The following is a 20,116-nucleotide window of genomic DNA, read 5'->3' on the forward strand; positions in this document are numbered from 1 at the left end:
CGTTGCGTTGCAGACACATGTCGACACTAGACCCATCGGGTCAACTTGCTTCGTCGACAGGACCGCCGGACTCGGAGATGTCGGTCGGAGTCGTGCGGCGCGGCCACGCGTCGACCGGTCGCACCTCCGGATGCTCGCCGTCGAAGATCTCCAGTTCGCTCAGCTTCCGCGCCGTCACCGCCACCCGGGATTCCATCGACGCGACGGTCAGATTGAACGAGTCGACGGCCTTGCCCAGCTGGGATCCGAGCCGATCGAGGTGCCCCCCGACGACGCCGATCCGCTGGTACAGCTCCCGGCCGAGCTGGTGGATCGTCGCGGCCTCCTTCGACAGGGCCTCCTGCCGCCACGTGTGCGCGATGGTGCGCAGCAGCGCGACGAGGGTGGTAGGTGTGGCCAGGATCACGTTCCGGGCGAACGCGTACTCGAGCAGCTCCGAATCCGCGGCCAGCGCCGCATCGAGGAACGGGTCGCCGGGGACGAACAGCACCACGAACTCGGGCGTCGGATCGAACGACTCCCAGTAGGCCTTCGCCGAGAGCTGATCGATATGCGTGCGCACCTGGCGGGCGTGCCGCACCAGGTGCTGGTCCCGCCGGGCGACGTCCTCCTCCTGGGCGGCGTCGAGATAGGCGGCGAACGGCACCTTCGCATCCACGACGATCTGCTTGCCGCCGGCGAGATACACCAGCAGATCCGGGCGCACCCCGTCCTTGGCGACCTGGGTGTCGAAGTCACAGTGCCGCACCATCCCGGCGAGCTCGACCACGCGTTCGAGCTGGATCTCGCCCCATCGTCCGCGCACCTGCGGGGCGCGCAGGGCCGTCACCAGCTGCTGCGTCTGCGTCGAGAGCAGCTGCGAGGCGCGGTGCATGCCCTCGACCTGCTCGGTCAGGCCGGCGTAGGCGTGCACCCGGTTCCGCTCGACGTGCTCCACCTGCCGCGCGAGGGCTCCCACCGCCTCCTGCAACGGCCCGACGAGACGTGAGACCTGCTCGCCGATCGCACCGGAATGCCGGCGGGCGGAATCCTCGCTCACGGCACCGAGCGCCTGCCGCAGTTGCGCTTCGTTCTCGCGCAGGGCCGCGAGCTGGGCCTCCGCCCGCGCGGCGCGGTCGCCGCTGCGCGCGGCGTGCAGCAACCAGCCGAGAACCGCGCCGAGTGCGAGGGCGGCGAGCAACGCGAGTGCCGTGAGTGCCGTCATGGTGCGCATGATGCCCGAGACGACCGACAGGCTCACCCGGACCGGGAGATGCCGTGTCGGTGAGCTGCTCTACGGTCTGACGGCATGCGGATCCTGCACACCTCGGACTGGCACATCGGCCGCACCTTCCACGGCGTGGACCTGTTGTCCGACCAGGCGCAGGCCCTCGCTGCCCTCGCCGACCTCGTCGCCGAGCGGCGCGTCGACGTGGTGGTGGTGGCCGGCGACGTCTACGACCGGTCCATCCCGAGCGCGGATGCCGTCGCGGTGTGCAACGCGGGACTCGAGGCGATCCGCCGGGCCGGCGCCGTCATCGTCGCGACGTCCGGCAACCACGACTCGCCCGTCCGTCTCGGCGCCGCCGCGGCATTCGCCGCCGAGGGCGGGCTGCACCTGATCACCCGGGTCTCCCAGGTCGACCGGCCCGTCCTGCTCGACGACGCCCACGGCACCGTCGCCTTCTACGGCATCCCCTATCTGGAGCCGGAGATCACCCGCGCCGAACTGGGGGTGCCCGAGGCCCGCTCGCACGCGGAGATCCTCGGGGCGGCGATGGACCGGGTCCGCGCCGACGCGCGCGCCCGCGGCGTTCGCGCAGTGGTGCTCGCCCACGCCTTCGTCGTCGGCGCCGAGGCCGCCGGCTCCGAACGGTCGATCTCGGTCGGCGGCGTCGAAACCGTCCCGGCGTCGGCGTTCGACGGCGTCGACTACGTCGCGCTCGGTCACCTCCACTCCCCACAGACCGTCGCCGAGCACATCCGCTACTCGGGCTCGCCGCTGCCGTACTCGTTCGGCGAACGCACCCACCGCAAGGCCGTGTGGCTCGTCGATCTGGACGCCACCGGGCGGGCGGCCGTCGAGCGCGTCGACCTGCCGGTCGTGCGGGGCCTGAGCCGTCTCACCGGCGTCCTCGACGACCTGCTCACCGACGTCGCGCACACCGGGGCGGAAGACCACTACGTCTCGGCCGTCCTCACCGACGCCGTGCGCCCCCTCGACGCGATGCGTCGGCTGCAGTCCCGTTTCCCCCGTGCCCTCCACGTCGAGTGGGAACCGCCCGTCGCGGCATCGACCGTCACCTACCGGCAGAAGGTGCGCGGCCGAAGCGACCTCGACGTCACCCGCGGATTCCTGGCCGATGTGCGATCGGAGCCGTCCGAGCGGGAGCTGCGCTGGGTGCAGCAGGCGCTGCGCGACGTCGACCGTGCCGCGGGCGTCGGGACCGAGCAGACCGTCGCACCGGGGGAGGCGTCCGCGTGAGGCTGCACCAGCTGGAGATCACCGCGTTCGGGCCGTTCGCCGACACCGTGCGGGTGGACTTCGACGAGCTCGGCGCGGACGGGCTGTTCCTGCTGCACGGCCGCACCGGCGCCGGCAAGACCTCCATTCTCGACGCGGTGGCGTTCGCCCTGTACGGCACGGTGCCCGGAGCCCGCGCCGACGGACGCCGGCTGCTGTCGGACCACGCCCCCGCCGGCACCGCACCGCAGGTGAGTCTCGAGGCGACCATCGCGGGCCGGCGGCTGCGGATCGTGCGCAGCCCCGACTACGAGCGCCCGAAGCTGCGCGGGACCGGGACCGTCAAGCAGAATGCCAAGGCGAGCCTGACCTGGCTCGACGGCTCGGGCGAGCACCTCTCGCGGCTGCCCGACATCGGGGAGGCCGTCCGGCGCCTGCTCGGGATGAGTGCCGAGCAGTTCTTCCAGGTGGTGCTGCTGCCGCAGGGCGAGTTCGCGAAGTTCCTGCGCGCCGACAGCGAGGACCGCGGCAAGCTGCTCGAGCGGCTGTTCGACACCACGCGATTCGGCTCCGTCGAGCGCTGGTTCAAGGACCGCCGCAGCACCGCCGCCAAACGCCTCGAAGAACAGCAACGCGCCGTCGACCTGCTGCTCGCCAAGGTCAGCGCCGCGGCCGGCCTCGAGGCCGGCGCCGACGCCGAACCGGTCGTGTGGGCGCACCGGCTGCGCGACGACGCCGCCGAGAGCCGCGATCTCGCGCTCGCGGCGCTCGACGTCGCGCGCGCCGACGACACCCGCGACCGGGCGGTCCTCGCCGAGGCGACCGAGCTGCGACGGTGCCAGGAACGACGCGCCCGCGCGGTCGCCGAACTCGCCGACCTCGATGCCGCGGCCGGCGAGCTGCAAACCCTGTCCACGGAACTCGAGACGGCCCGGCGGGCGGCGCCGGTCGTCGACGTCGCCCGCGACGCGCACCGCGCCGCGGAGGCCGCCGCCGCCGCACACGCCGCCGCGGTGGCCGCGGCCGCCCCGCTCGCCGCCGACGGGGAGGGACAGGCCCTCGTCGCCGAGCTCGACGGTTCCCCCGCCGAAACCGACCGCGCTCTGATCCGCCCCCACGAACAGCGGTGGTCTGCAGAGGTGGTCCGCCTCGACGCCCTGCTCGAACAGGAGCAGCGCCTGACCCGGCTCGAGGCCGACCGCGTCGCCCTGCAGCAGCAGCGGCGCGACCTGGCCGTGCGCGCCGAGCGGATCGCCGCGGAACTGGAGGGACTTCCGGGCCGCCGCGACGCCGCGGAGGAGGCCGCGCGCCGGTCCGAGCGGGCCGCGGCCACGCTGCCCCGGCTCGAGGCCGAACTGGCGCGGGCCACCGACGCCCTCGCGGCCGCCACCGAACTCCAGGACCGGGCCCCCCGGCTGCGACGCCTCGAGGACGAGGTCGTCGCCCTGCGCGACGCACACCACGACGCCCGCACCGCCCTGCTCGACGTGCGCGAGCGCCGCATCGCCGGGATGGCCGCCGAGCTGGCCACCGATCTGGTCGACGGGCGTCCGTGCGTGGTGTGCGGAGCCACGGCGCACCCGAACCCGGCCCGGCCCGCCTCGGACACCGCGACCAAGGCGGACGAGGACGCCGCCCGGGAGGCCGAGCAGCGAGCCGCCGCGGAACTGACGCGGGCGCAGGCGGCGGTCGCGGACGCGGCCAACACCGTCGCGGTGCTGCGGCAGCGCTGCGGTGACGCCGGTCTCGACACGCTCACCGAGATGCGGGCCGCGGCCGCCGCCACGCACGCCGCGACGGCGGCCACCGCCGCCGAACGCGAGCGCCATCGCGGCGAGATCGCCCGGCTGCGCGGGCTCGACGCGGACCTGCGCGAGCAGGCGCACGCGGTGGACGTCGAAGCCGCCCAGGCCGCGCACCGCGAGGAGAGCGCCGCGGCAGAGGCCGACGAGATCCGCACCCGCATCACCGCGGCGGCCGGTGCCGAGGACTCCCTCGCCGCCCGCCGACGTCGGATCGCGGCGCTCGCCGGTGCCGCGGCGAACCTGCTCGACGCCCGGGTGCGGGCCGCGAACGCCGCGACGGTCGCGCGCGAGCGGGCCCAGGAGGCGGCGGCAGCCGCCGAACGGGCCGGGTTCGCGAGCATCGAGCAGGCACTCTCGGCGGTGCGCCCCGATTCGCGCCTCCGCGAGATCGAGCAAGCCCTGCGCGCGGCGGCGGACCGGCGTGCGGCCGCGCAGGCCGTGCTCGACGACCCGGACACCGCCCGGGTCGGCGACGACCCGGTGGACCTGACGGAACCGGAGGCGGCGGTCACCCGGAGCGCGGCCGCGCTGGCCGCGGCGGTGTCCGCGGCCTCCGAGGCCGAGCGGCGCCACGCCGACATCGAGAAGTTCGCGGCGCGCCTCGAAGAGGAGTACGCCAAGCTGGTGCCGCTGCGGGACGAGCAGGCCGAACTCGCAGCGCTCGCCGACGTCGTCGCGGGCACCGGGCAGAACACGCGCAAGATGTCGCTGCGCTCGTACGTCCTCGCGGCTCGCCTCGAGGAGGTGGCCGAGTCGGCGTCGGTGCGGCTGCGGCGCATGTCCGGCGGCCGCTACGAGTTCGTGCACACCGATGCCGCCGGCACGCACGGCAAGCGCGGCGGCCTCGGCCTCGACATCCACGACGAGTACACCGGTGCGGTGCGGTCGACGAAGACCCTCTCGGGCGGCGAGTCGTTCCAGGCGTCGCTGGCGCTGGCCCTCGGGCTCGCGGACGTCGTCGCCGCCGAATCCGGGGGACTGGTGCTCGACACGATGTTCATCGACGAGGGGTTCGGCACGCTCGACGCCGACGCGCTCGACGCGGTGATGGGGGTGCTCGACGAGCTACGCGCCGGCGGCCGCGTCGTCGGCGTGGTCAGCCACGTCGACGAGATGCGTCAGCGCATCCCCAGCCGCCTGCACGTCGTGCGCGGCCGCACCGGATCCACGGTGGAGATCGCGAGCTGAGCCCCGCCGATCAGGCCGGGCCCGGCTCGGCTGCCGCCGGTCCCGGCGGCAGCGCCGGGGTCTCCTCCCCGGCAGTTTCGGGCTCCTCCGGCGCGGCGCTGCGTTCGTCGATCTGCTCGCCGACGTAGCGCAGCACCACCGCGGCGACGGCCGCGACGGGGACGGCGAGGAACGCGCCGATGATCCCGAACAGCGACGTCCCGGCGGTGACGGCGAGCAGCACCACCACCGCGTGCAGGTGCATGCTGCGTGACTGCAGCACGGGCTGCAGCACGTTCCCCTCGAGCTGCTGCACCGCGATGATGATGACGAGAACGATGATCGCGGTGGTCAGACCGTTCGCGACCAGCGCCACGAGGACGGCGAGCGCTCCGGCGACGAAGGCACCCACGATCGGGATGAACCCGCCGATGAACGTGAGGATCGCCAGCACGGGCGCGAGGGGCACCCCGAGGATGACCAACCCCAGGCCGATGAAGAACGCGTCGATGAAGCTGACGAGCGCCTGGGTGCGGATGAAACCGCCGAGGGTGTTCCACATCCGGATCAGCACCTCCTCGAGGTGCCGCCCGGCGCGACCGCCGCCGACGGCGTGCACCCACGGGATGAACCGCGGGCCGTCCTTGATGAAGAAGAACACCAGGACGAGTACCAGACCGATCGTCACCAGCAGGGAACCGGCCGTGCTGACACCGGTGAACACGCCGCTGGCGATGGTCGCGCCGCTTTCCTGGACCTTGTCGATCACCACCTGCGTCGCGTTCTCGAGCTGCTCGTCCTTCAGGTTGACCGGGGGGCCCTGCACCCAGTCCAGCACCTTGTTGATGCCGTCGGTGGTCTTGTTCGCAAGCTCCGGCGCCTGCGCCACCACCGACGGGACGATGCCGGCGATGATGCCGCCGAGAATCGCGAAGAACAGGAACAGGGTCAGGCCCGCCGCGGCCGCCGGCGGCACGCCGCGCTTCATCATGCCGCGGGTGGGCGGCCACAGCATCGTGGCGATGACGATCGCCAGCGCCACGGGCAGGACGATCACCCACATCTTCTCGATGATCCAGCCGATGACCAGTGCGCCCGCCGCGATCACCACCAACGCCGCCGACCACTTCGCCAGCGTCAACCCGCCGGAGGCGATCAGCGTGGTGCGGTCCGGTTTCGGTGCCGGTGGCTTCCGCTCGGTGCTCTGCACATCGCTCAACGGACGGTCCTTCCGATGCTCTCGACGACGTGGATCGGGCTCGTCTGCAATCTACGGGAACCGCGCCCCGCGGGGCGGTTCACCGGCGCGAACACCCGGATCGTGGCAGGCTCTGATCATGAGGAAGCTCACCGCCGTGCTGGCCGCGGGTGCCGCGGCCGTCGTGCTCGTGTCCTGCAGTTCCGGTGACGACGCGTCGAACGAATCCGATGCGGCGCGCACGACGCTCGGCGGGGCGGCCTCGAGCCTCGCCTCCGCCGCGTCGAGCGTGGCCGAGCGGGCGCGCGGCGCCTTCGACGAAGCGAAGCTCGCGACGTTCGTCGCCGCGTTCCGCACGGGCTATCCCAACCTCGCCGCCGACCGCGACGACGCCTCCATCGAGGCGATCGTCATCGAGACGTGCCCACTGATCGACTCCGGCGCGAGCGATCAGGAGGTGATCGCGAAGGTCGGGGAGCTGGCACAGAACGGGGACACCGCTCCCACCGAGGAGCAGGCCGGCCGGATCTCGCAGCTCGTCCGCGTCGCCTGCTGACGCCCGCGGCCCGGGCTAGCATCGGGCCCATGTCCGCGACGCGATGGCAGTCCGAGCGCAGTGCCGGGGATTCCCGGGCCTACATCGAGCGGTTCGCCGAGCTCGCCCATGCGGGGACGGATCTGCACGGGGAGGCCCGGTTCGTCGACGTGCTCGTTCCGCGCGGCGCGCGGATCCTCGACGCCGGCTGCGGCACCGGCCGTGTCGGGCTCGAGCTGGCCCGGCGTGGCCACAGCGTGACCGCCGTCGACCTCGACCCGGTGCTCGTGGAGGAGGCCCGGGCGCACCCGGAGCTGACCGTGCATCTCGCCGACCTGGCACAGCTGGATCTGCCGGGCGAGCGGTTCGACGCGGTGGTCTCGGCCGGCAACGTGATGGTGTTCCTCGCGCCCGGTTCGGAGCGGACCGTGCTCGAGCGGATCGCCGCGCATCTGCGTCCCGGTGGGGTGTTCGTCGCCGGCTTCACCACCGGCGCGGCATACCGCCCGTCGCAGTTCGCCGCCGACCTCGCGGCCGCCGGCCTGAGCCTCGAGCACCGCTTCGCCACCTGGGACCTGCGGCCGTGGCACGACGACGCCGAGTGGCTGGTGGCCGTCGCACGCCGTGGGGATGGAAGGGGCGCGACCGCGACCACGTAGAATATCGATTCCGTGAGCCTAACCCTCGGAATCGTCGGTCTTCCCAACGTCGGAAAGTCGACGCTGTTCAACGCGCTGACCAAGAACGAAGTGCTTGCCGCGAACTACCCGTTCGCCACCATCGAGCCGAACGTCGGCGTCGTCGAACTGCCGGATCCGCGGCTGGAGCGGCTCGCCGAGATCTTCGGGTCGCAGCGGATCCTGCCCGCGACCGTGTCGTTCGTCGACATTGCCGGCATCGTCAAGGGCGCCTCCGAGGGTGCCGGGCTCGGCAACAAGTTCCTCGCCAACATCCGGGAGGCCGAGGCCATCTGCCAGGTCGTGCGGGTGTTCGCCGACGACGACGTCGTCCATGTCGACGGCCGCGTCGATCCGCTCGCGGACATCGAGATCATCGAGACGGAGCTGATCCTCGCCGACCTGCAGACCCTGGAGAAGGCCCTGCCACGCCTCGAGAAGGAGGCGAAGAAGAACAAGGAACTCAAGCCGCAGTTCGACGAGGCCGTCAAGGCCCAGGGCGTGCTCAACGAGGGGAAGACCCTGTTCGCGGCGAAGGACTCGCTCGACTTCGGCCTGCTGCGCGAGCTGAACCTCATGACGACCAAACCGTTCCTGTACGTGTTCAACGCCGACGAGGCGGTGCTCACCGACGAGGCGAAGCAGCAGGAACTCCGCGCGGCCGTCGCCCCGGCCGACTGTGTGTTCCTCGACGCGAAGGTCGAATCCGAGCTGATCGAACTCGAGCCCGACGAGGCCCAGGAGCTCCTCGAGTCCATCGGCCAGACCGAGCCGGGCCTGCACTCGCTCGCCCGCGTCGGCTTCCACACTCTCGGCCTGCAGACCTACCTCACCGCCGGTCCGAAAGAGGCTCGTGCATGGACCATCCCGCAGGGTGCAACCGCACCGCAGGCCGCCGGCGTCATCCACTCCGACTTCGAGCGGGGCTTCATCAAGGCCGAGGTCGTCTCCTTCGAGGACCTCGACTCGGCCGGGTCGATGGCCGAGGCGAAGGCCCGGGGCAAGGTCCGCATGGAGGGCAAGGACTACGTGATGGCGGACGGCGACGTCGTGGAGTTCCGCTTCAACGTCTAGATGTATGAGGCCACGACGTTGGTGACACCGGCTCGGCGTCTGCTCACGAGCCGGTGTCGGTGACGATGCGGTGGATGTGCCCGATGCCGTGGCCGGCGCGAGGGCGATGCGCCGCGCCGACCGCTTCTTCTCGCGTCGCAACTGCTCGAGCCGGGCGACGACCTCGGCCGTCGCGTCCACCGGGTTGCCGAGCGCGACGCCACCCGGCCGCACGCGCGCGGCGCTCAGCGCCCCGACACGGGTGCCTCGCACAGCGTCCGGCGGGTGACGAACCTTCGCGGCGTCCCCGACAGCGGATCGCTGAACTCCAATTCCCGCGCGAGCAATTGGAGTGGGAGGGAATGATCGTCCGGGGCCTCGGGCAGCAGGTCGGGATACCAACGGTCGCCCAGGATCCCGGCGCCGAGCGCTGCCAGATGCACCCGCAACTGGTGCATCCGTCCGGTGTGTGGACGCAGAACCGTGTGCAGCACAGCACGTCCGGAGGCGCTCACGCCGGTCCCACTCACATCGACCACCGTCTCGGCGTTGGGCTCACGGAAGTTGTCGACGACCACCCGTAACTCCCCGCGCCGCGCCTCGATGTGGTTGCGGTAGACGATGGGCAGGGCGCGCCCGGCAAGCGCCGGTGCGTCCGGGTCCCACCCGGGCGGTCGCGCCGACACCGCCTCGTAAACCTTCACGACCCGCCGCTTTTCGAACAGCGACTGGTATGCGCCGCGCGTCGCGGGACGGGCCGAGAACATCACCAGGCCGGCGGTCGCTCGGTCGAGTCGATGGATCGGCGTCAGGTCCGGGTTGTCGAGGCGGGTCCGCAACCGGACGAGCGCGGACTCGCGCAGGTATCGTCCGCCCGGAGTGGTCGGGAGGAAGTGCGGCTTGTCGATCACGACGAGGTCGTCGTCGACATGCAGGATCTCCTCGTGGAACGGCATCGGTTCCTCCACCGGCAGATCGCGGTAGTACCAGACGAACCGATGCGCGCCCAGCGCGGTTCCGCGACCGATCGCACTGCCGTCGGAGCCCACGATCTCGCCGGCGTCGAACCGCCGGTACAGGTCGTCGGCGTCCAGGTGGTCGAACCTCGCGACGACGTACGCGGCGATCGTTGCCCACGGACCGGACGTCGGGACGCGCAGGCGCGTCGGTCCGACCCCGTTCTTGACGGGGAGCGGTGAGGGCATCGGCACGCCCGTCATCATCCCACCGCCTGCCGTCTCGTCCCGCCGCGGGTCGCGACGAGACGTGGGGTGAGGCGGCAGATTCCTCGGTGTGCCGCCGACGTCCGAAACCGGATGCTTCCGGGACAAGGGTGCCCGGGGGTCCTGTGGTTCGTGGTTGATCCCTTCCGGCACCGGGATTCGCAGCCGGTTGCGCGGTGCGTCGAATCATCCACGTACGCAATGGGACCGGGGGAGATTCCCGCCCGCGCGGGACTGCCCGGCTCACAAGTGACCGCCGGGCCCCGCGACGCGGAACCCGGCGATCTCCTGGGGCGTGTGATCAGTGGAGCCCGACGACCTCCTGGGCGATGGCGGCCAGGCGGGTCTGGGCGGCCGACACGACGCCGTGCCGGTTCTTGTGGGCCTCCTCGTACGCGACGATCGCGCGCACGTCGGCCGGTTCGGTCAGTTCCTTGACGGCGGCGACCGCCTGGGAGACGTTGAGGCTGTCGTAGTCGGGGATCGGGAGTTCCTCGGCAGTGAGGATCCCGGTGGCACTGCGGGCCGTGTGGATCGCCCGGGCGGTCCCGTCCGCACCTTCGCGGCGGGTGATCCGTTCGGCGGTCTCGAGCGCGGCGTCCCGGCTGGCCGTCAGGGTCTTCGTGGCGACGTCGCCGGCGTGGGCGCCGCGCGCCAGCAGCGCGCCGAGGGCGGGCCGCGTCGAGCGGGCGGCGTCGATCGCGCGGTCGATACCGCGCGTGGACCACGTCACGGGCAGGTTGACGATGCGGACCGCGGCGCCCGCGGCGGCCTGCAGCGGGGTGCGCCGCAGCGCGGCGGGTCCGCCGAGCGCATCCTCGGCCAGGACGGTGGTCAGCCACTCCACGGTCGCGCTGTGGGCGGTGATCAGCCGGTCGGCCAGGCCGACGACCGCGGGGGCCTGGGCCGCCGTGGCGAGGGCCTTGAGGTAGCGGGCGCGGTCGAGTAGCTGGTGCTCGAGCGCGAGGTCGCCCAGCAGTGCCTCGTCGAACGGCTGGGCCTGTTCGGCCATGGCCTTCACCGCGGCGGCGGCGCGGCCGACGAACGGGCCGATGACGTCGGGCAGTCCGCCCAGCTCACGGATGGTGCGCTCGATGGCTTCGGCGCGGGCCCGGCCGTTGGCGGCGTTCTCGGTCAGTTCGCGGCGGACCGCGTCGGTGCGGGCCTGGGGAATGCGGGTCTCGGCGACCTGGATCTCGGTGTTGGTCAGGTCGAGCAGTGCTCGCAGCTGTGTGAGCAATGTAGCGGTGTCGGTCTTGGTCATCGTGCGTTCGCTCCTTCGGTCGATGTCATCGATGGGGCTCACCGACGTGACACGATTCGGCTACCCGGCTCCTACCGACGGGTAACACGGTGTGAGGGAGGACACATCCAGCGGGATGTGATCGGGGGCCTGCTGGTCCGGCCCCGACGCCGGCGATCAGTCCGCGCGCGACATCACCGCCACCAGGAACTCGGACTCGTCGGTGAACGGGCGCAGATCCCAGGTCGAGAGCTTCAGGTCCACCACGAGACCGTTGGCTGCGGCGTCGGCGAGGAACTGCGGGAACTCGTAGCCCCGGTTGGCCCCGAACCCCACGACCGCCCGGCCGGTGGGCGCGAGATGACGGGCGAAGCTCGCCAGTACCGCACCCCGGGTGGACGGCGCCAGGAACGTCATCACGTTGCCCGCGCAGACGATGACGTCGAAATCGGCCGCGACCCCGCGGGCCGGCAGATCCAGCTCGGCGAGATCACCGACGAGCCAGGTCGGACCGGGATGATCCTCCTCCGCGGCGGCGATCAGCACCGGATCGACATCGACGCCGACCACCACGTGACCGGCATCGTGCAGATAGCCACCGAGCCGGCCCGGTCCGCACCCCGCGTCGAGGACCCGTCCGCCGCGGCCGAGCATCGCGTCGACCAGGCGTGCCTCCCCGACGATGTCCTTGCCCTCCGCCGCCATCGACCGGAAACGCTCCACGTACCACGTGGAATGCGCGGGATCGGCAGCGGTGATCTCCTCCCACTGGCTGGGGGTGCGATCGCTGGGAGTACGTGCACTCATCGTCGGTTCCTCCTCGATTCGACCGCGCGGCACGCCGCGGTCACCTGTGCGGCCCACCTTAGGCACCCGGGGCGTCGGCCCGCCGATGCCCGCCCGCCCGATGCCCGGTCACCGACCTGTCTCGGGCAGGTTGACATTTCCGCGCCCGGGGGCAAATCTCCGGTGGGACGAATCCGACGACGGCGGCCGTGGTGGGAGTCGTGCACCCTGCTCGCCCGATCTCCGGCGCAAAGGAGCGCGATGTGAGTTCCCGCGATGTGAATTCCCCTGCCCAGCCCGACCGTCCGGTTCCGGACGAGGGGCCCGGCGCCGGGAACCGCCCCGGCGCGGCGCGGCCGATCCGCCGGTATCGCAGGGGCCGGGCTCATCGCCTGGAGAACGCCCTGATGAGCGCGCTGGTCCGGGCCGGCGTCGTCCCGCACTCGTACCTGCTGACCACCCGGGGTCGTCGCACCGGCCGGAAGCGCGCCAACCCGGTCACGGTCGTCGAGCATGCGGGCCGACGTTGGCTGGTAGCGCCCTACGGTGTGGTGCCCTGGGTGCTCAACGCGCGCGCTTCCGGCCGCATCGGCCTGACCCGCAGGTTCCGCACCCGTCACTACACGATCCGGGAGGTGTCGGCGCGGGAGGCCGGACCCGTCCTGCAGAAGTACGTGGCCATCGCATCCGCGACCCGGGACTACTTCCAGGCCGACAAGAATGCCTCCCCGGAGGAATTCGCGGCCGAGGCCGACCGCCACCCGGTGTTCGAACTCGCCCCGTGCGGGACGTCCGAGGGCTGAACCGAACCTCTTCCGGCACCGAACCTCTCCGGAACCGAACCTCACCGGAACCGGGGCGCCCCCGGAGAGGCGCCGGATCCGAGGCAGACCCTCCCGGGTCTGTTATTCATTCGTGACCGTTTGTTGCCGTTCGGTGATGTCGGCAGGGGTGGGAATGTCACCGTAGGGGGGCATGCTCGAGCACGTCAGGCTCAGGAGCATCAGCAGCAACGGTCGGGCGACGACTGTGCGGTGCGCACGAGGTTGGGACGTGACCATGGCGACCAGACCGGCATCCCCCACCGTGTCCTCCGAGCGAACCGCGTCCTCCGAGCGGGCCGCCCCGCTCGTCGAGAGCCCCGGGGTCGGGTGGATTCTGTTGACGCTCTTCGGCCTCGGTGGGGGACTGGTGGCGGCGTCGATCGCCGGGTCGTTCCTGATCGGGATCTCGGTGGTGCTGCTCGTCGGCGGGCTGGCCGCGGTGCTGGTCGCCGTCGTGTGATCTCCGGTCCCGGCTGGGGAAGGTCGGGACCGGGCCCGTCGCCCGCACCGGCCTTTGCGCAGCGGGTCGCGCATGCGACGCTGGGGTCATGGTGTTCGTCCTCTCCGACCCCACCCGGCACGCGGATCCCGAGGCCGCGGGCCTGCAGGTGACGCCGTCCTACGCGCCGGTGCGCCGGCTGGACTCGGGCGCGCTCGCGGCGGTGGAGGTCCAGTTGCGCGGCCCCGCGGACGGGCCGCTCGCCACCGCGGAGGCCCTGCGGGTCGCGGCGCGGACCATGAGCGAGAAGTGGCACCTCGACCGGCTCAAGTGGTCGGTCGCGCAGTCGAGGCCGGTCCGGAACGTACCCGCGCTGGTGGCGATGGACCTCGAGTCGGTCGAGAGCCTCGACGTTCCCGATTCGGAGGGATTGCGGCGCGACGTCGTGGTGATCACGGAGGAGTCCCTGACGGCCAACCCGTCGCGGACGCTGCGCGCGGTGGCCGATGCCCGCCGCAGTGGCAAGGTCGTCGCGGTCGACGAGGTCGGGTCGCGTCCGCAGTCCCTGGCCCTGTTGCCGCTCGTCGAACCGGACGTGATCATCCTCGCGGCGCGGCTGCTGGCCCATCGTGCGGACACGGACACCGCCCGTACCGCGCACGCCGTGGCCGCCCAGGTCGAGCGGACGGGCGCGCTCGTGATCGCGGACGGCGTCGACTCGGAACTGTGCCGGCGACGGGCCCTGGGGCTCGGGGCCACGTACGGCCTCGGCGCGCTGTACCCCGCCGTCGACACCCCGGAACAACTCGACGAGGAGGGGATCGACCCCTTCCCGCCCGCACCCGTCCGCAGCGTCCGCCCGGAGGAGGCGCGCACCCCGTTCGCGATCGCCTCGGTGGGGCGCCGGCCCGTGCGCAGCCTCAAGCGCCTCCTGGTCGCGATGAGCACGAATCTCGAGAAGCAGGCCGGCGCCGCGGGCCCGGAGACCATCGTGCTCGGCACCTTCCAGTACGCCCGGCACTTCGGTGAGCGCACCCGCGCGCGGTGGCAGTACATGGCGGACCGGATCGCGTACGCCGGGGTGTACGGCGTGGGCCTCGGGCACTACGCGGAGGCGGGCATCCACCACGCGCCGCTCGACCCGGACGACCCGCTCGTCGAGGAGTGGAACGTCGTCGTCCTCGGCCCGCACTTCGCGTGCGTGCTGTCGGCCGTGGACCTGCATCGCGGCACCGCCGACCTCGACCGCGAGTTCGACTACGTCGTCTCGTACGACCGCGACACCGTGGTGCGCTGCGCCCGCTCGATCATGGACCGGTTCACGACGACGTAGGGCCGTCCGGCGCGGATGCCACCGGGCCGATCAGGACCCCCGGGTTCAGGATGCCCGCCGGGTCGAGAGCCGACTTGGCCGCCCGCAGGACCGCCGCGAACGGCTCGGGGCGTTGACGGTCGTACCAGGGCCGGTGATCCCGGCCGATCGCGTGGTGATGGGTGATCGTGCCGCCCGCAGCGAGGATCGCCTCCGACACGGCGGCCTTGATGTCGTCCCACTGGGCCACCGTGCTGCCCCACCGGCCCGCGGCGTAGATGCCGAAGTAGGGTGCGGGGCCGTCCGGGTACACGTGGCTGAATCGGCACGCGATCACCCCCGTCGCGCCCGCCCGGCGCATCGCGTCGTTCGCGGCGTCGTGCACCGCCGCCCGAAGAGAATCGAATGTGTCCCACGTGCAGGCGGTTTCGAAGGTCTCGACGATCATCGACCGCGCGGCGAGGGCGTCGCGCAGGTACGGCATGCGCAGGAACGACGACCGCCACCTGCCCGCGGCGTCCGTGTCCCTCTCGTCGCCGGCCGAGCCGGTGCGCCGCGGCGCCTCCGGCGCGGTGCGCCGCGGCGCCTCCGGCGCGGTGCGCCGCGGCGCTTCCGGCAGGGTGCCGCCGTGCCCGCGGCACAGTTCGACGGCGCGGTCCATCCAGGCGTCCACGGGATGATCGGCCGACTCGAAGGCGAGCAGGAGGACACCGCCCCCCGACGGCGTGGCCGCGTTGACGAACGCCTCGACGGGGTCCAGCAACCGGCAGTTGGCGGGCCGGAGACCGGACTGGGCGACGGCGCGGGTCGCCGCCACCGCCGCTCCGTAGTCGGTGAAGTGCACCGACGCGTCCGCCCGCCACCGGGGGCGCGGATGCAGCCGCATCCAGGCCTCGGTGACGACACCGAGGACCCCCTCCGAACCGAGGAACAGGCGATCCGGTGACGGTCCCGCTCCCGAGCCGGGCAGGCGACGCGACTCGCACGTGCCCGCCGGGGTGACGACCCGCATCGACTCCACCAGGTCGTCGATGTGGGTGTATCCGGTCGCGAAGTGGCCTCCCGAACGCGTGGCCAGCCAGCCTCCCAGCGTGGAGAACTCGAACGACTGCGGGAAGTGGCGCAGCGTCAGACCGGACGGGCGCAGTTCGTCTTCGAGCGCGGGACCCAGGGTGCCCGCCCCGATGCGGGCCGCCCGGCTCGTGCGGTCGATCTCCCGAACTCCTTCGAGGGCACCGAGATCCAGGCTCACCGCACCGGAGAAGTCGCCGTCGAGCCGCGGCTCGACACCGCCGACGACGGACGTGCCGCCGCCGAACGGAATCACGGCGACGTGCACCCGGGCACACCAGTCCAGGACGTCCACGATCTCGCCCTCGACGGTCGGCCGCACGACGAGGTCGGGCGGATGGCGCAGGTCGCCGAGCAGGTTCCGGACCACATCCCGGAACGCGCGCCCGTGGGTGTGGGCGGCCCGGTCCGTCGGGTCGGAGGAGCACAGCGCCGCAAGGGAATCCGGTGGAACGATCCGCGGGGGCGGCAGTCCGAGCGACGGCACGTCGGGCGGCGGGTGGTCCGTGAGGTCGGCGCCGGGCAGCAGGGCCGAGGCACGGTCGACCAGGTCCCGCAGCTCGGCGCCGCGCACCGCGTCCTCGACCGTGCCCCAGCCCCACCAGGAACGCGTGCCGGATCCCGTCACCGGACCCGCCTCGCGGTCCGCAGGGTCACGTGGTCTCGTCCGGCGTCGACAGCACGAGGTCGGCGGTGGTGGTGAAGCCGATGGGACCGTGCGGGACCCGGCCGGCCCGTTCCAGCACCAGATGCGCGGCGCGGCCGGCCAGGCGCAGCGTCGCGATCTGATTGCCGAAGAACGGTCCCGTCGCCTTGGTCCACTCGATCGGCACCGGCGGCACCTCCGACACGCGCCCGAGCGCGAAGCGCACGGTCCGTTCCATCGCCCGGCTCCAGGAGATGCGGAACACCGCCCGGACCGCGGCGGGCACGTAGTTGTGCAGCGGCGAGCAGGTCAGCTGGTACACGCGGGTCGGCATCGGATCCGGGAACCGCGCCTGCGCGACGTAGGCGTGGTGCACGTCGCCCGAGAGCACGCAGATCGTCGCGGGGGGACGGCCGGACGGTTCGGTGCAACGGCCCCGGCCGATGTCGGCGAAGAGCCGGGCGAGCCGGTCGAACGAGTCGCGGAACGCCGCCCAGTGCTCGAGATCCGCGCCGCGACGGACGGTCTCCGCCCAGCGGGCGACCCGATTCCCGCGCACCCCGGCGGCGAGCCGCTCGTCCCAGGATTCGAGGTCGTGCAGCGCCCGCGGCAGCAGCCACGGCAGCGACGTCCCGACGAGCAGGTGGTCGTAGTCGCCCTGGGTCTGCCGCTCGATCCAGGAGAACTCCGGGTCCGAGACCATCTCCCGCCGGCCGCCGGACAGGACCCGCCCGCACCGCGAGTCGATCACGAGCAGTCGCACCCTCCCGAGGTCGCGCCGGTAGGACCACTGGGCGCCCTTCGCGCCGTCGGCCTCCTCGTCCGCGGCCGACGCGAACTCGCGCAGCAGCGGCTCGGCGTCCCCGTCTGCCTTCCGGACGCGCTGGTACAGCGCGTTCTCCGCCAGTTGGACGGGGTCGAGGTTGCCGAGGTGCTGGTACACCCAGTACGACGCCAGCCCGCCGACGATGCGTTCCTCCCACCACGAGGTGGCCTCGACCTCGTCGCGCCAGGACTGCGAGGTGTTCCAGTCGTCGTGCACGTCGTGGTCGTCGAAGATCATCGACGTGGGGACGGTGGACAGCAGCCACCGCACGTGCGGATCGGACCACGACTCGGCGTAGAGCCAGGTGTACTCCTCGTAGTTGCGGACCTGCGGGCCGGGAGGCTCGTCGAGGTCGTGGTGTTCGCGGACCCGCGCGAGGGTCTGTTCGGACAGTTCGTCGGCGTAGACCTGGTCGCCGAGGAGCAGCAGCGCGTCGGGCCACCGGTCCGGGGTCCGGGTCATCATGCGCTGCGCGTATGCGTCGAGGGCGTCGGCGCCGAGCTTGTCGTGGTTCTCGGTGGCGGACGTGGTGGCGAACCGGCACGAACCGAAGGCCAGTTCGAGCGGCCCGTCGTCGCTGAGGGTGCGGACGACGGACGCGGGGAAGTCGGGGTGCGGCCAGACCGGATCGCCGTCGAGGCGGACCTCGTACGGAGTGGTCGAGCCGGGCTCGAGGTCCTCGATCACCACCAGTGCGTAGTGGTGGCCGGCCACGGTCCAGGTGCGCTCCCGGTGGCCGAGAATCTCGACGGTGCACGGGTCCGACGTCTCCACCCACACGGTGGCGTCGCTGCGACCGACGTGCCGAAGGACCGGGCCCAGGATGAGCTTCGCCATGGCGCCACCTACCTCGGGGTTCGGATCGGCGATACAGCCATGCGCACGAGCCTACTGGTCCGCGGGGTCTCCGCGGCCCGGCTCGGCCGATTCGTCGGCGGGGGTGGTGCCGGGCGCCGATGCGGAGGATCGTGAGGGGTGCCGGGCGACCGGCGGCCAGGTGCACCGCGAGGGGATCGGAGCGAAACCGTTGAGTACCGAGCACAGGCCCGAGGATCCGCTGGAGAACATCGACGAGGACACGAAGCGCCGCGCGAAGGAACAGGCGGAGGAGATGCAGCGCCGGTACGAGCCGGGGGCCCGGCCGACGGTGACGCTGCCCGGGACCGGGGGGACGGTGTCGGGCACGGCGTTCGCCGACCTCGTCGACACGGGGTCCGACGAGGTCGACGAGGAGGGCGACACCGCCTCCGGTCGCTGAGCCCCGCACCGCGGGGAGGCGCTGAGCCCCGCACCGCGGGGAGGCGCTGAGCCCCGCACCGCGGGGAGGCGCTGAGCCCCGCACCGCCGGGAGGCGCTGAGCCCCGCACCGCGGGGAGACGCTGAGCCCGGACGGCGGTCACATCCGGGCGAGCAGCGCGTCCAGCGCGTCGTAGCTCTGGCCGAGACCCTCGGCCATGCCGGAGTTCAGCATGCCGTCGCGTTCCTCGGGCGTGTGGAACTGCGAGACGGTGACCACGCGGGTGCGGCCGTCGCCGAGGTCCTCGAACGTCGCGGTGTCGATGGCGACGTATGCCGGCATCCCGTCCCATTCGAAGGACTGCACAATGCGGTCCTTGGGCGTGATCTCCCGGAATCGCCCTTCGAACCCGTGGGTTTCGCCGTCGCTGTGCTCGACGAACCGCCAGTGTCCACCCCGTTCGAACTCGTAGCGTTCCACGTCGAGCCGGTTGCCCCGGCCCCACCACTGGGCGAGCAGTTCGGGCTCGGTGTAGGCGGCCCACACGCGGTCGCGGTCGGCGTCGAAGACGCGCTCGACCCGGATCTCGCGCTCGCTGGGCGTCGTAACGGCAAGCGGAGCAGAGGGATTCGTGGTGGTCATGACGTTCCTTTCGTTCGGTCGAGGAACTCCGCGAGGCGGTCCATGCGGCCCTCGATCATCTGCTGGTGGTTGCGGATCCAGTCCGCCTCCCGCTCGAGCGGGTTGGTGCCGAGCCGGCAGTAGCGCACCCGGCCCTTCTTCTCGGTGACGACGAGACCTGCCTCCTCGAGTAGCCGGACGTGTTTGGTGATCCCGGTCGGCGTCATCCGGTACCGGGCGGCCAGGTCGCTGATCGAGGCCGGTCCGGCACGCAGGTCCTGGAGGATCCCGCGCCGGGTGGGGTCCGACAACGCCGCGAACGTGGCATCGAGACTCGAATACTGAACCATTAGGTTCAGTGTTGCATCGGGGCGGAGCCCTGTCAACGGTCCGGGCGGGCCGATAATGTGCAGCTCATGCCGAAGTCCTTCGCCTTCACCACCGAGCTGGACCACCACGTCCGGGACGTGCACGCGGCCCTGATCGACGAGCGGTACTGGCTCGACCGGGTGGCGGACCGGGCGAGCGCCACCGCGGTGGTCGAGGAACCGCACGGTCCGGGCACCCTGCGCGTGACCGTCACGGACCGGTCCGAACCCTCGGAGCTGCCGTCGATCGTGCGCGGGATGCTGCGCGGCCCGCTGGTCATCGAGCGCACGGACGAATGGGGTCCGCTGATGGGCGAGGCCGCCGAGGGGCGGATGTCCGGAGGCGCCACCGGCCTGCCCGTCGCCCTCGAGGGACGCTCGCGGCTGCGGGTGAGCGAGACCGGCGGCACGTTCATCGACGTACAGGGGCAGGTCGTGGTCCGGGTCCCGCTCCTCGGGGGCCGGATCGAGTCGATGGTGCACGGGATGGTCCTGCAGATCGTCGAGAACGATCGGATCGCGATCGCGGCGTGGCTGTCGCGCTGACCTGCCGCGACCGCCCGCGCCGCGCCTGCTGCACCGCCGCGGCGGCGAGCCCTGTCACCGCGGTGTGATAAGCCGGTGGAGGACCGGAACACACCG

At 72.2% G+C, this 20,116-nt stretch carries 19 protein-coding genes; 10 read left to right on the forward strand and 9 right to left on the reverse strand.

The annotated features are described in order from the left end of the window. Nucleotides 1-40 precede the first annotated feature (40 nt). Nucleotides 41-1,204, reverse strand: coding sequence for a DNA recombination protein RmuC (locus KZJ41_RS08465; RefSeq protein WP_029542241.1), 1,164 nt, complete (start codon nucleotides 1,202-1,204; stop codon nucleotides 41-43). An 84-nt stretch (nucleotides 1,205-1,288) separates the two neighbouring features. Here KZJ41_RS08465 and KZJ41_RS08470 point away from each other — a divergent pair, with 84 nt between their 5' ends. After that, complete coding sequence (locus tag KZJ41_RS08470) at nucleotides 1,289-2,464, forward strand: exonuclease SbcCD subunit D (RefSeq protein ID WP_006932915.1); 1,176 nt, start codon at nucleotides 1,289-1,291, stop codon at nucleotides 2,462-2,464. Then, nucleotides 2,461-5,436 (forward strand): AAA family ATPase, encoded by a 2,976-nt coding sequence (locus KZJ41_RS08475; protein WP_043799172.1) that lies wholly within the window; start codon nucleotides 2,461-2,463, stop codon nucleotides 5,434-5,436. Before KZJ41_RS08470 ends, KZJ41_RS08475 begins: the two co-directional genes overlap by 4 nt. A gap of 10 nt (nucleotides 5,437-5,446) precedes the next feature. On the opposite strand, the gene KZJ41_RS08480 is transcribed toward KZJ41_RS08475, so the two are convergent. After that, on the reverse strand, nucleotides 5,447-6,625 hold the full coding sequence (locus tag KZJ41_RS08480; RefSeq protein WP_043799175.1) for an AI-2E family transporter: 1,179 nt from the start codon (nucleotides 6,623-6,625) through the stop codon (nucleotides 5,447-5,449). A 127-nt stretch (nucleotides 6,626-6,752) separates the two neighbouring features. On the opposite strand from KZJ41_RS08480, the gene KZJ41_RS08485 reads away from it, so the two are divergent. From KZJ41_RS08485 to ychF, 3 genes are read left to right on the forward strand one after another with little or no spacing between them, the layout of a single operon-like run. Beyond that, complete coding sequence (locus KZJ41_RS08485; protein ID WP_029542247.1) at nucleotides 6,753-7,169, forward strand: hypothetical protein; 417 nt, start codon at nucleotides 6,753-6,755, stop codon at nucleotides 7,167-7,169. Nucleotides 7,170-7,198: 29 nt separating this feature from the next. After that, nucleotides 7,199-7,807 carry a bifunctional 2-polyprenyl-6-hydroxyphenol methylase/3-demethylubiquinol 3-O-methyltransferase UbiG gene (locus tag KZJ41_RS08490; RefSeq protein ID WP_029542249.1) on the forward strand — a complete coding sequence of 203 codons (609 nt, stop codon included), beginning with the start codon at nucleotides 7,199-7,201 and terminating at the stop codon, nucleotides 7,805-7,807. A gap of 12 nt (nucleotides 7,808-7,819) precedes the next feature. Next, nucleotides 7,820-8,899 carry a redox-regulated ATPase YchF gene (gene ychF / locus KZJ41_RS08495; protein ID WP_006934885.1) on the forward strand — a complete coding sequence of 360 codons (1,080 nt, stop codon included), beginning with the start codon at nucleotides 7,820-7,822 and terminating at the stop codon, nucleotides 8,897-8,899. 224 nt (nucleotides 8,900-9,123) lie between these two features. Here the strand turns inward: ychF and KZJ41_RS08500 are convergent, their stop codons facing one another. The 3 genes from KZJ41_RS08500 to KZJ41_RS08510 form a co-directional block, all read right to left on the reverse strand. Then, nucleotides 9,124-10,101 (reverse strand): pseudouridine synthase, encoded by a 978-nt coding sequence (locus tag KZJ41_RS08500; protein ID WP_043799180.1) that lies wholly within the window; start codon nucleotides 10,099-10,101, stop codon nucleotides 9,124-9,126. Nucleotides 10,102-10,402: 301 nt separating this feature from the next. Continuing rightward, complete coding sequence (locus tag KZJ41_RS08505; RefSeq protein WP_043799183.1) at nucleotides 10,403-11,365, reverse strand: hypothetical protein; 963 nt, start codon at nucleotides 11,363-11,365, stop codon at nucleotides 10,403-10,405. A 156-nt stretch (nucleotides 11,366-11,521) separates the two neighbouring features. Next, on the reverse strand, nucleotides 11,522-12,151 hold the full coding sequence (locus KZJ41_RS08510; RefSeq protein ID WP_044475844.1) for a bifunctional 2-polyprenyl-6-hydroxyphenol methylase/3-demethylubiquinol 3-O-methyltransferase UbiG: 630 nt from the start codon (nucleotides 12,149-12,151) through the stop codon (nucleotides 11,522-11,524). A 242-nt stretch (nucleotides 12,152-12,393) separates the two neighbouring features. Between KZJ41_RS08510 and KZJ41_RS08515 the strand changes: the two genes are divergently transcribed. From KZJ41_RS08515 to KZJ41_RS08525, 3 genes are all read left to right on the forward strand, one after another. Beyond that, nucleotides 12,394-12,933, forward strand: coding sequence for a nitroreductase family deazaflavin-dependent oxidoreductase (locus tag KZJ41_RS08515; RefSeq protein WP_231385873.1), 540 nt, complete (start codon nucleotides 12,394-12,396; stop codon nucleotides 12,931-12,933). A 256-nt stretch (nucleotides 12,934-13,189) separates the two neighbouring features. Continuing rightward, nucleotides 13,190-13,414 carry a hypothetical protein gene (locus tag KZJ41_RS08520; protein ID WP_065922847.1) on the forward strand — a complete coding sequence of 75 codons (225 nt, stop codon included), beginning with the start codon at nucleotides 13,190-13,192 and terminating at the stop codon, nucleotides 13,412-13,414. 88 nt (nucleotides 13,415-13,502) lie between these two features. Beyond that, nucleotides 13,503-14,726: an EAL domain-containing protein gene (locus KZJ41_RS08525; RefSeq protein WP_029542262.1), complete on the forward strand. Its 1,224-nt coding sequence runs from the start codon at nucleotides 13,503-13,505 to the stop codon at nucleotides 14,724-14,726. On the opposite strand, the gene KZJ41_RS08530 is transcribed toward KZJ41_RS08525, so the two are convergent. Further along, nucleotides 14,713-16,404: an FAD-binding oxidoreductase gene (locus tag KZJ41_RS08530; protein ID WP_065922846.1), complete on the reverse strand. Its 1,692-nt coding sequence runs from the start codon at nucleotides 16,402-16,404 to the stop codon at nucleotides 14,713-14,715. The genes KZJ41_RS08525 and KZJ41_RS08530 overlap by 14 nt on opposite strands. Nucleotides 16,405-16,429: 25 nt before the next feature. Then, a complete protein-coding gene (locus KZJ41_RS08535) occupies nucleotides 16,430-18,085 on the reverse strand; it encodes an alkaline phosphatase D family protein (protein ID WP_065922845.1) in 1,656 nt (551 codons plus the stop codon). Between the two features lie 220 nt (nucleotides 18,086-18,305). On the opposite strand from KZJ41_RS08535, the gene KZJ41_RS08540 reads away from it, so the two are divergent. Continuing rightward, complete coding sequence (locus KZJ41_RS08540; protein ID WP_260502470.1) at nucleotides 18,306-18,506, forward strand: hypothetical protein; 201 nt, start codon at nucleotides 18,306-18,308, stop codon at nucleotides 18,504-18,506. A gap of 138 nt (nucleotides 18,507-18,644) precedes the next feature. Here the strand turns inward: KZJ41_RS08540 and KZJ41_RS08545 are convergent, their stop codons facing one another. Together KZJ41_RS08545 and KZJ41_RS08550 are read right to left on the reverse strand one after the other, a co-directional pair. Beyond that, nucleotides 18,645-19,127 carry an SRPBCC family protein gene (locus KZJ41_RS08545; RefSeq protein ID WP_050034837.1) on the reverse strand — a complete coding sequence of 161 codons (483 nt, stop codon included), beginning with the start codon at nucleotides 19,125-19,127 and terminating at the stop codon, nucleotides 18,645-18,647. Beyond that, a complete protein-coding gene (locus tag KZJ41_RS08550) occupies nucleotides 19,124-19,456 on the reverse strand; it encodes a metalloregulator ArsR/SmtB family transcription factor (protein ID WP_043799194.1) in 333 nt (110 codons plus the stop codon). The genes KZJ41_RS08545 and KZJ41_RS08550 overlap by 4 nt, the downstream gene beginning before the upstream one ends. 66 nt (nucleotides 19,457-19,522) lie before the next feature. Here KZJ41_RS08550 and KZJ41_RS08555 point away from each other — a divergent pair, with 66 nt between their 5' ends. Then, on the forward strand, nucleotides 19,523-20,020 hold the full coding sequence (locus KZJ41_RS08555) for a DUF2505 domain-containing protein (RefSeq protein ID WP_006948023.1): 498 nt from the start codon (nucleotides 19,523-19,525) through the stop codon (nucleotides 20,018-20,020). The last annotated feature ends 96 nt before the right edge of the window (nucleotides 20,021-20,116 follow it).

It is taken from the genome of Rhodococcus sp. 11-3 (genome assembly GCF_023704055.1).
Taxonomy (GTDB): Bacteria; Actinomycetota; Actinomycetes; order Mycobacteriales; family Mycobacteriaceae; genus Rhodococcus; species Rhodococcus aetherivorans.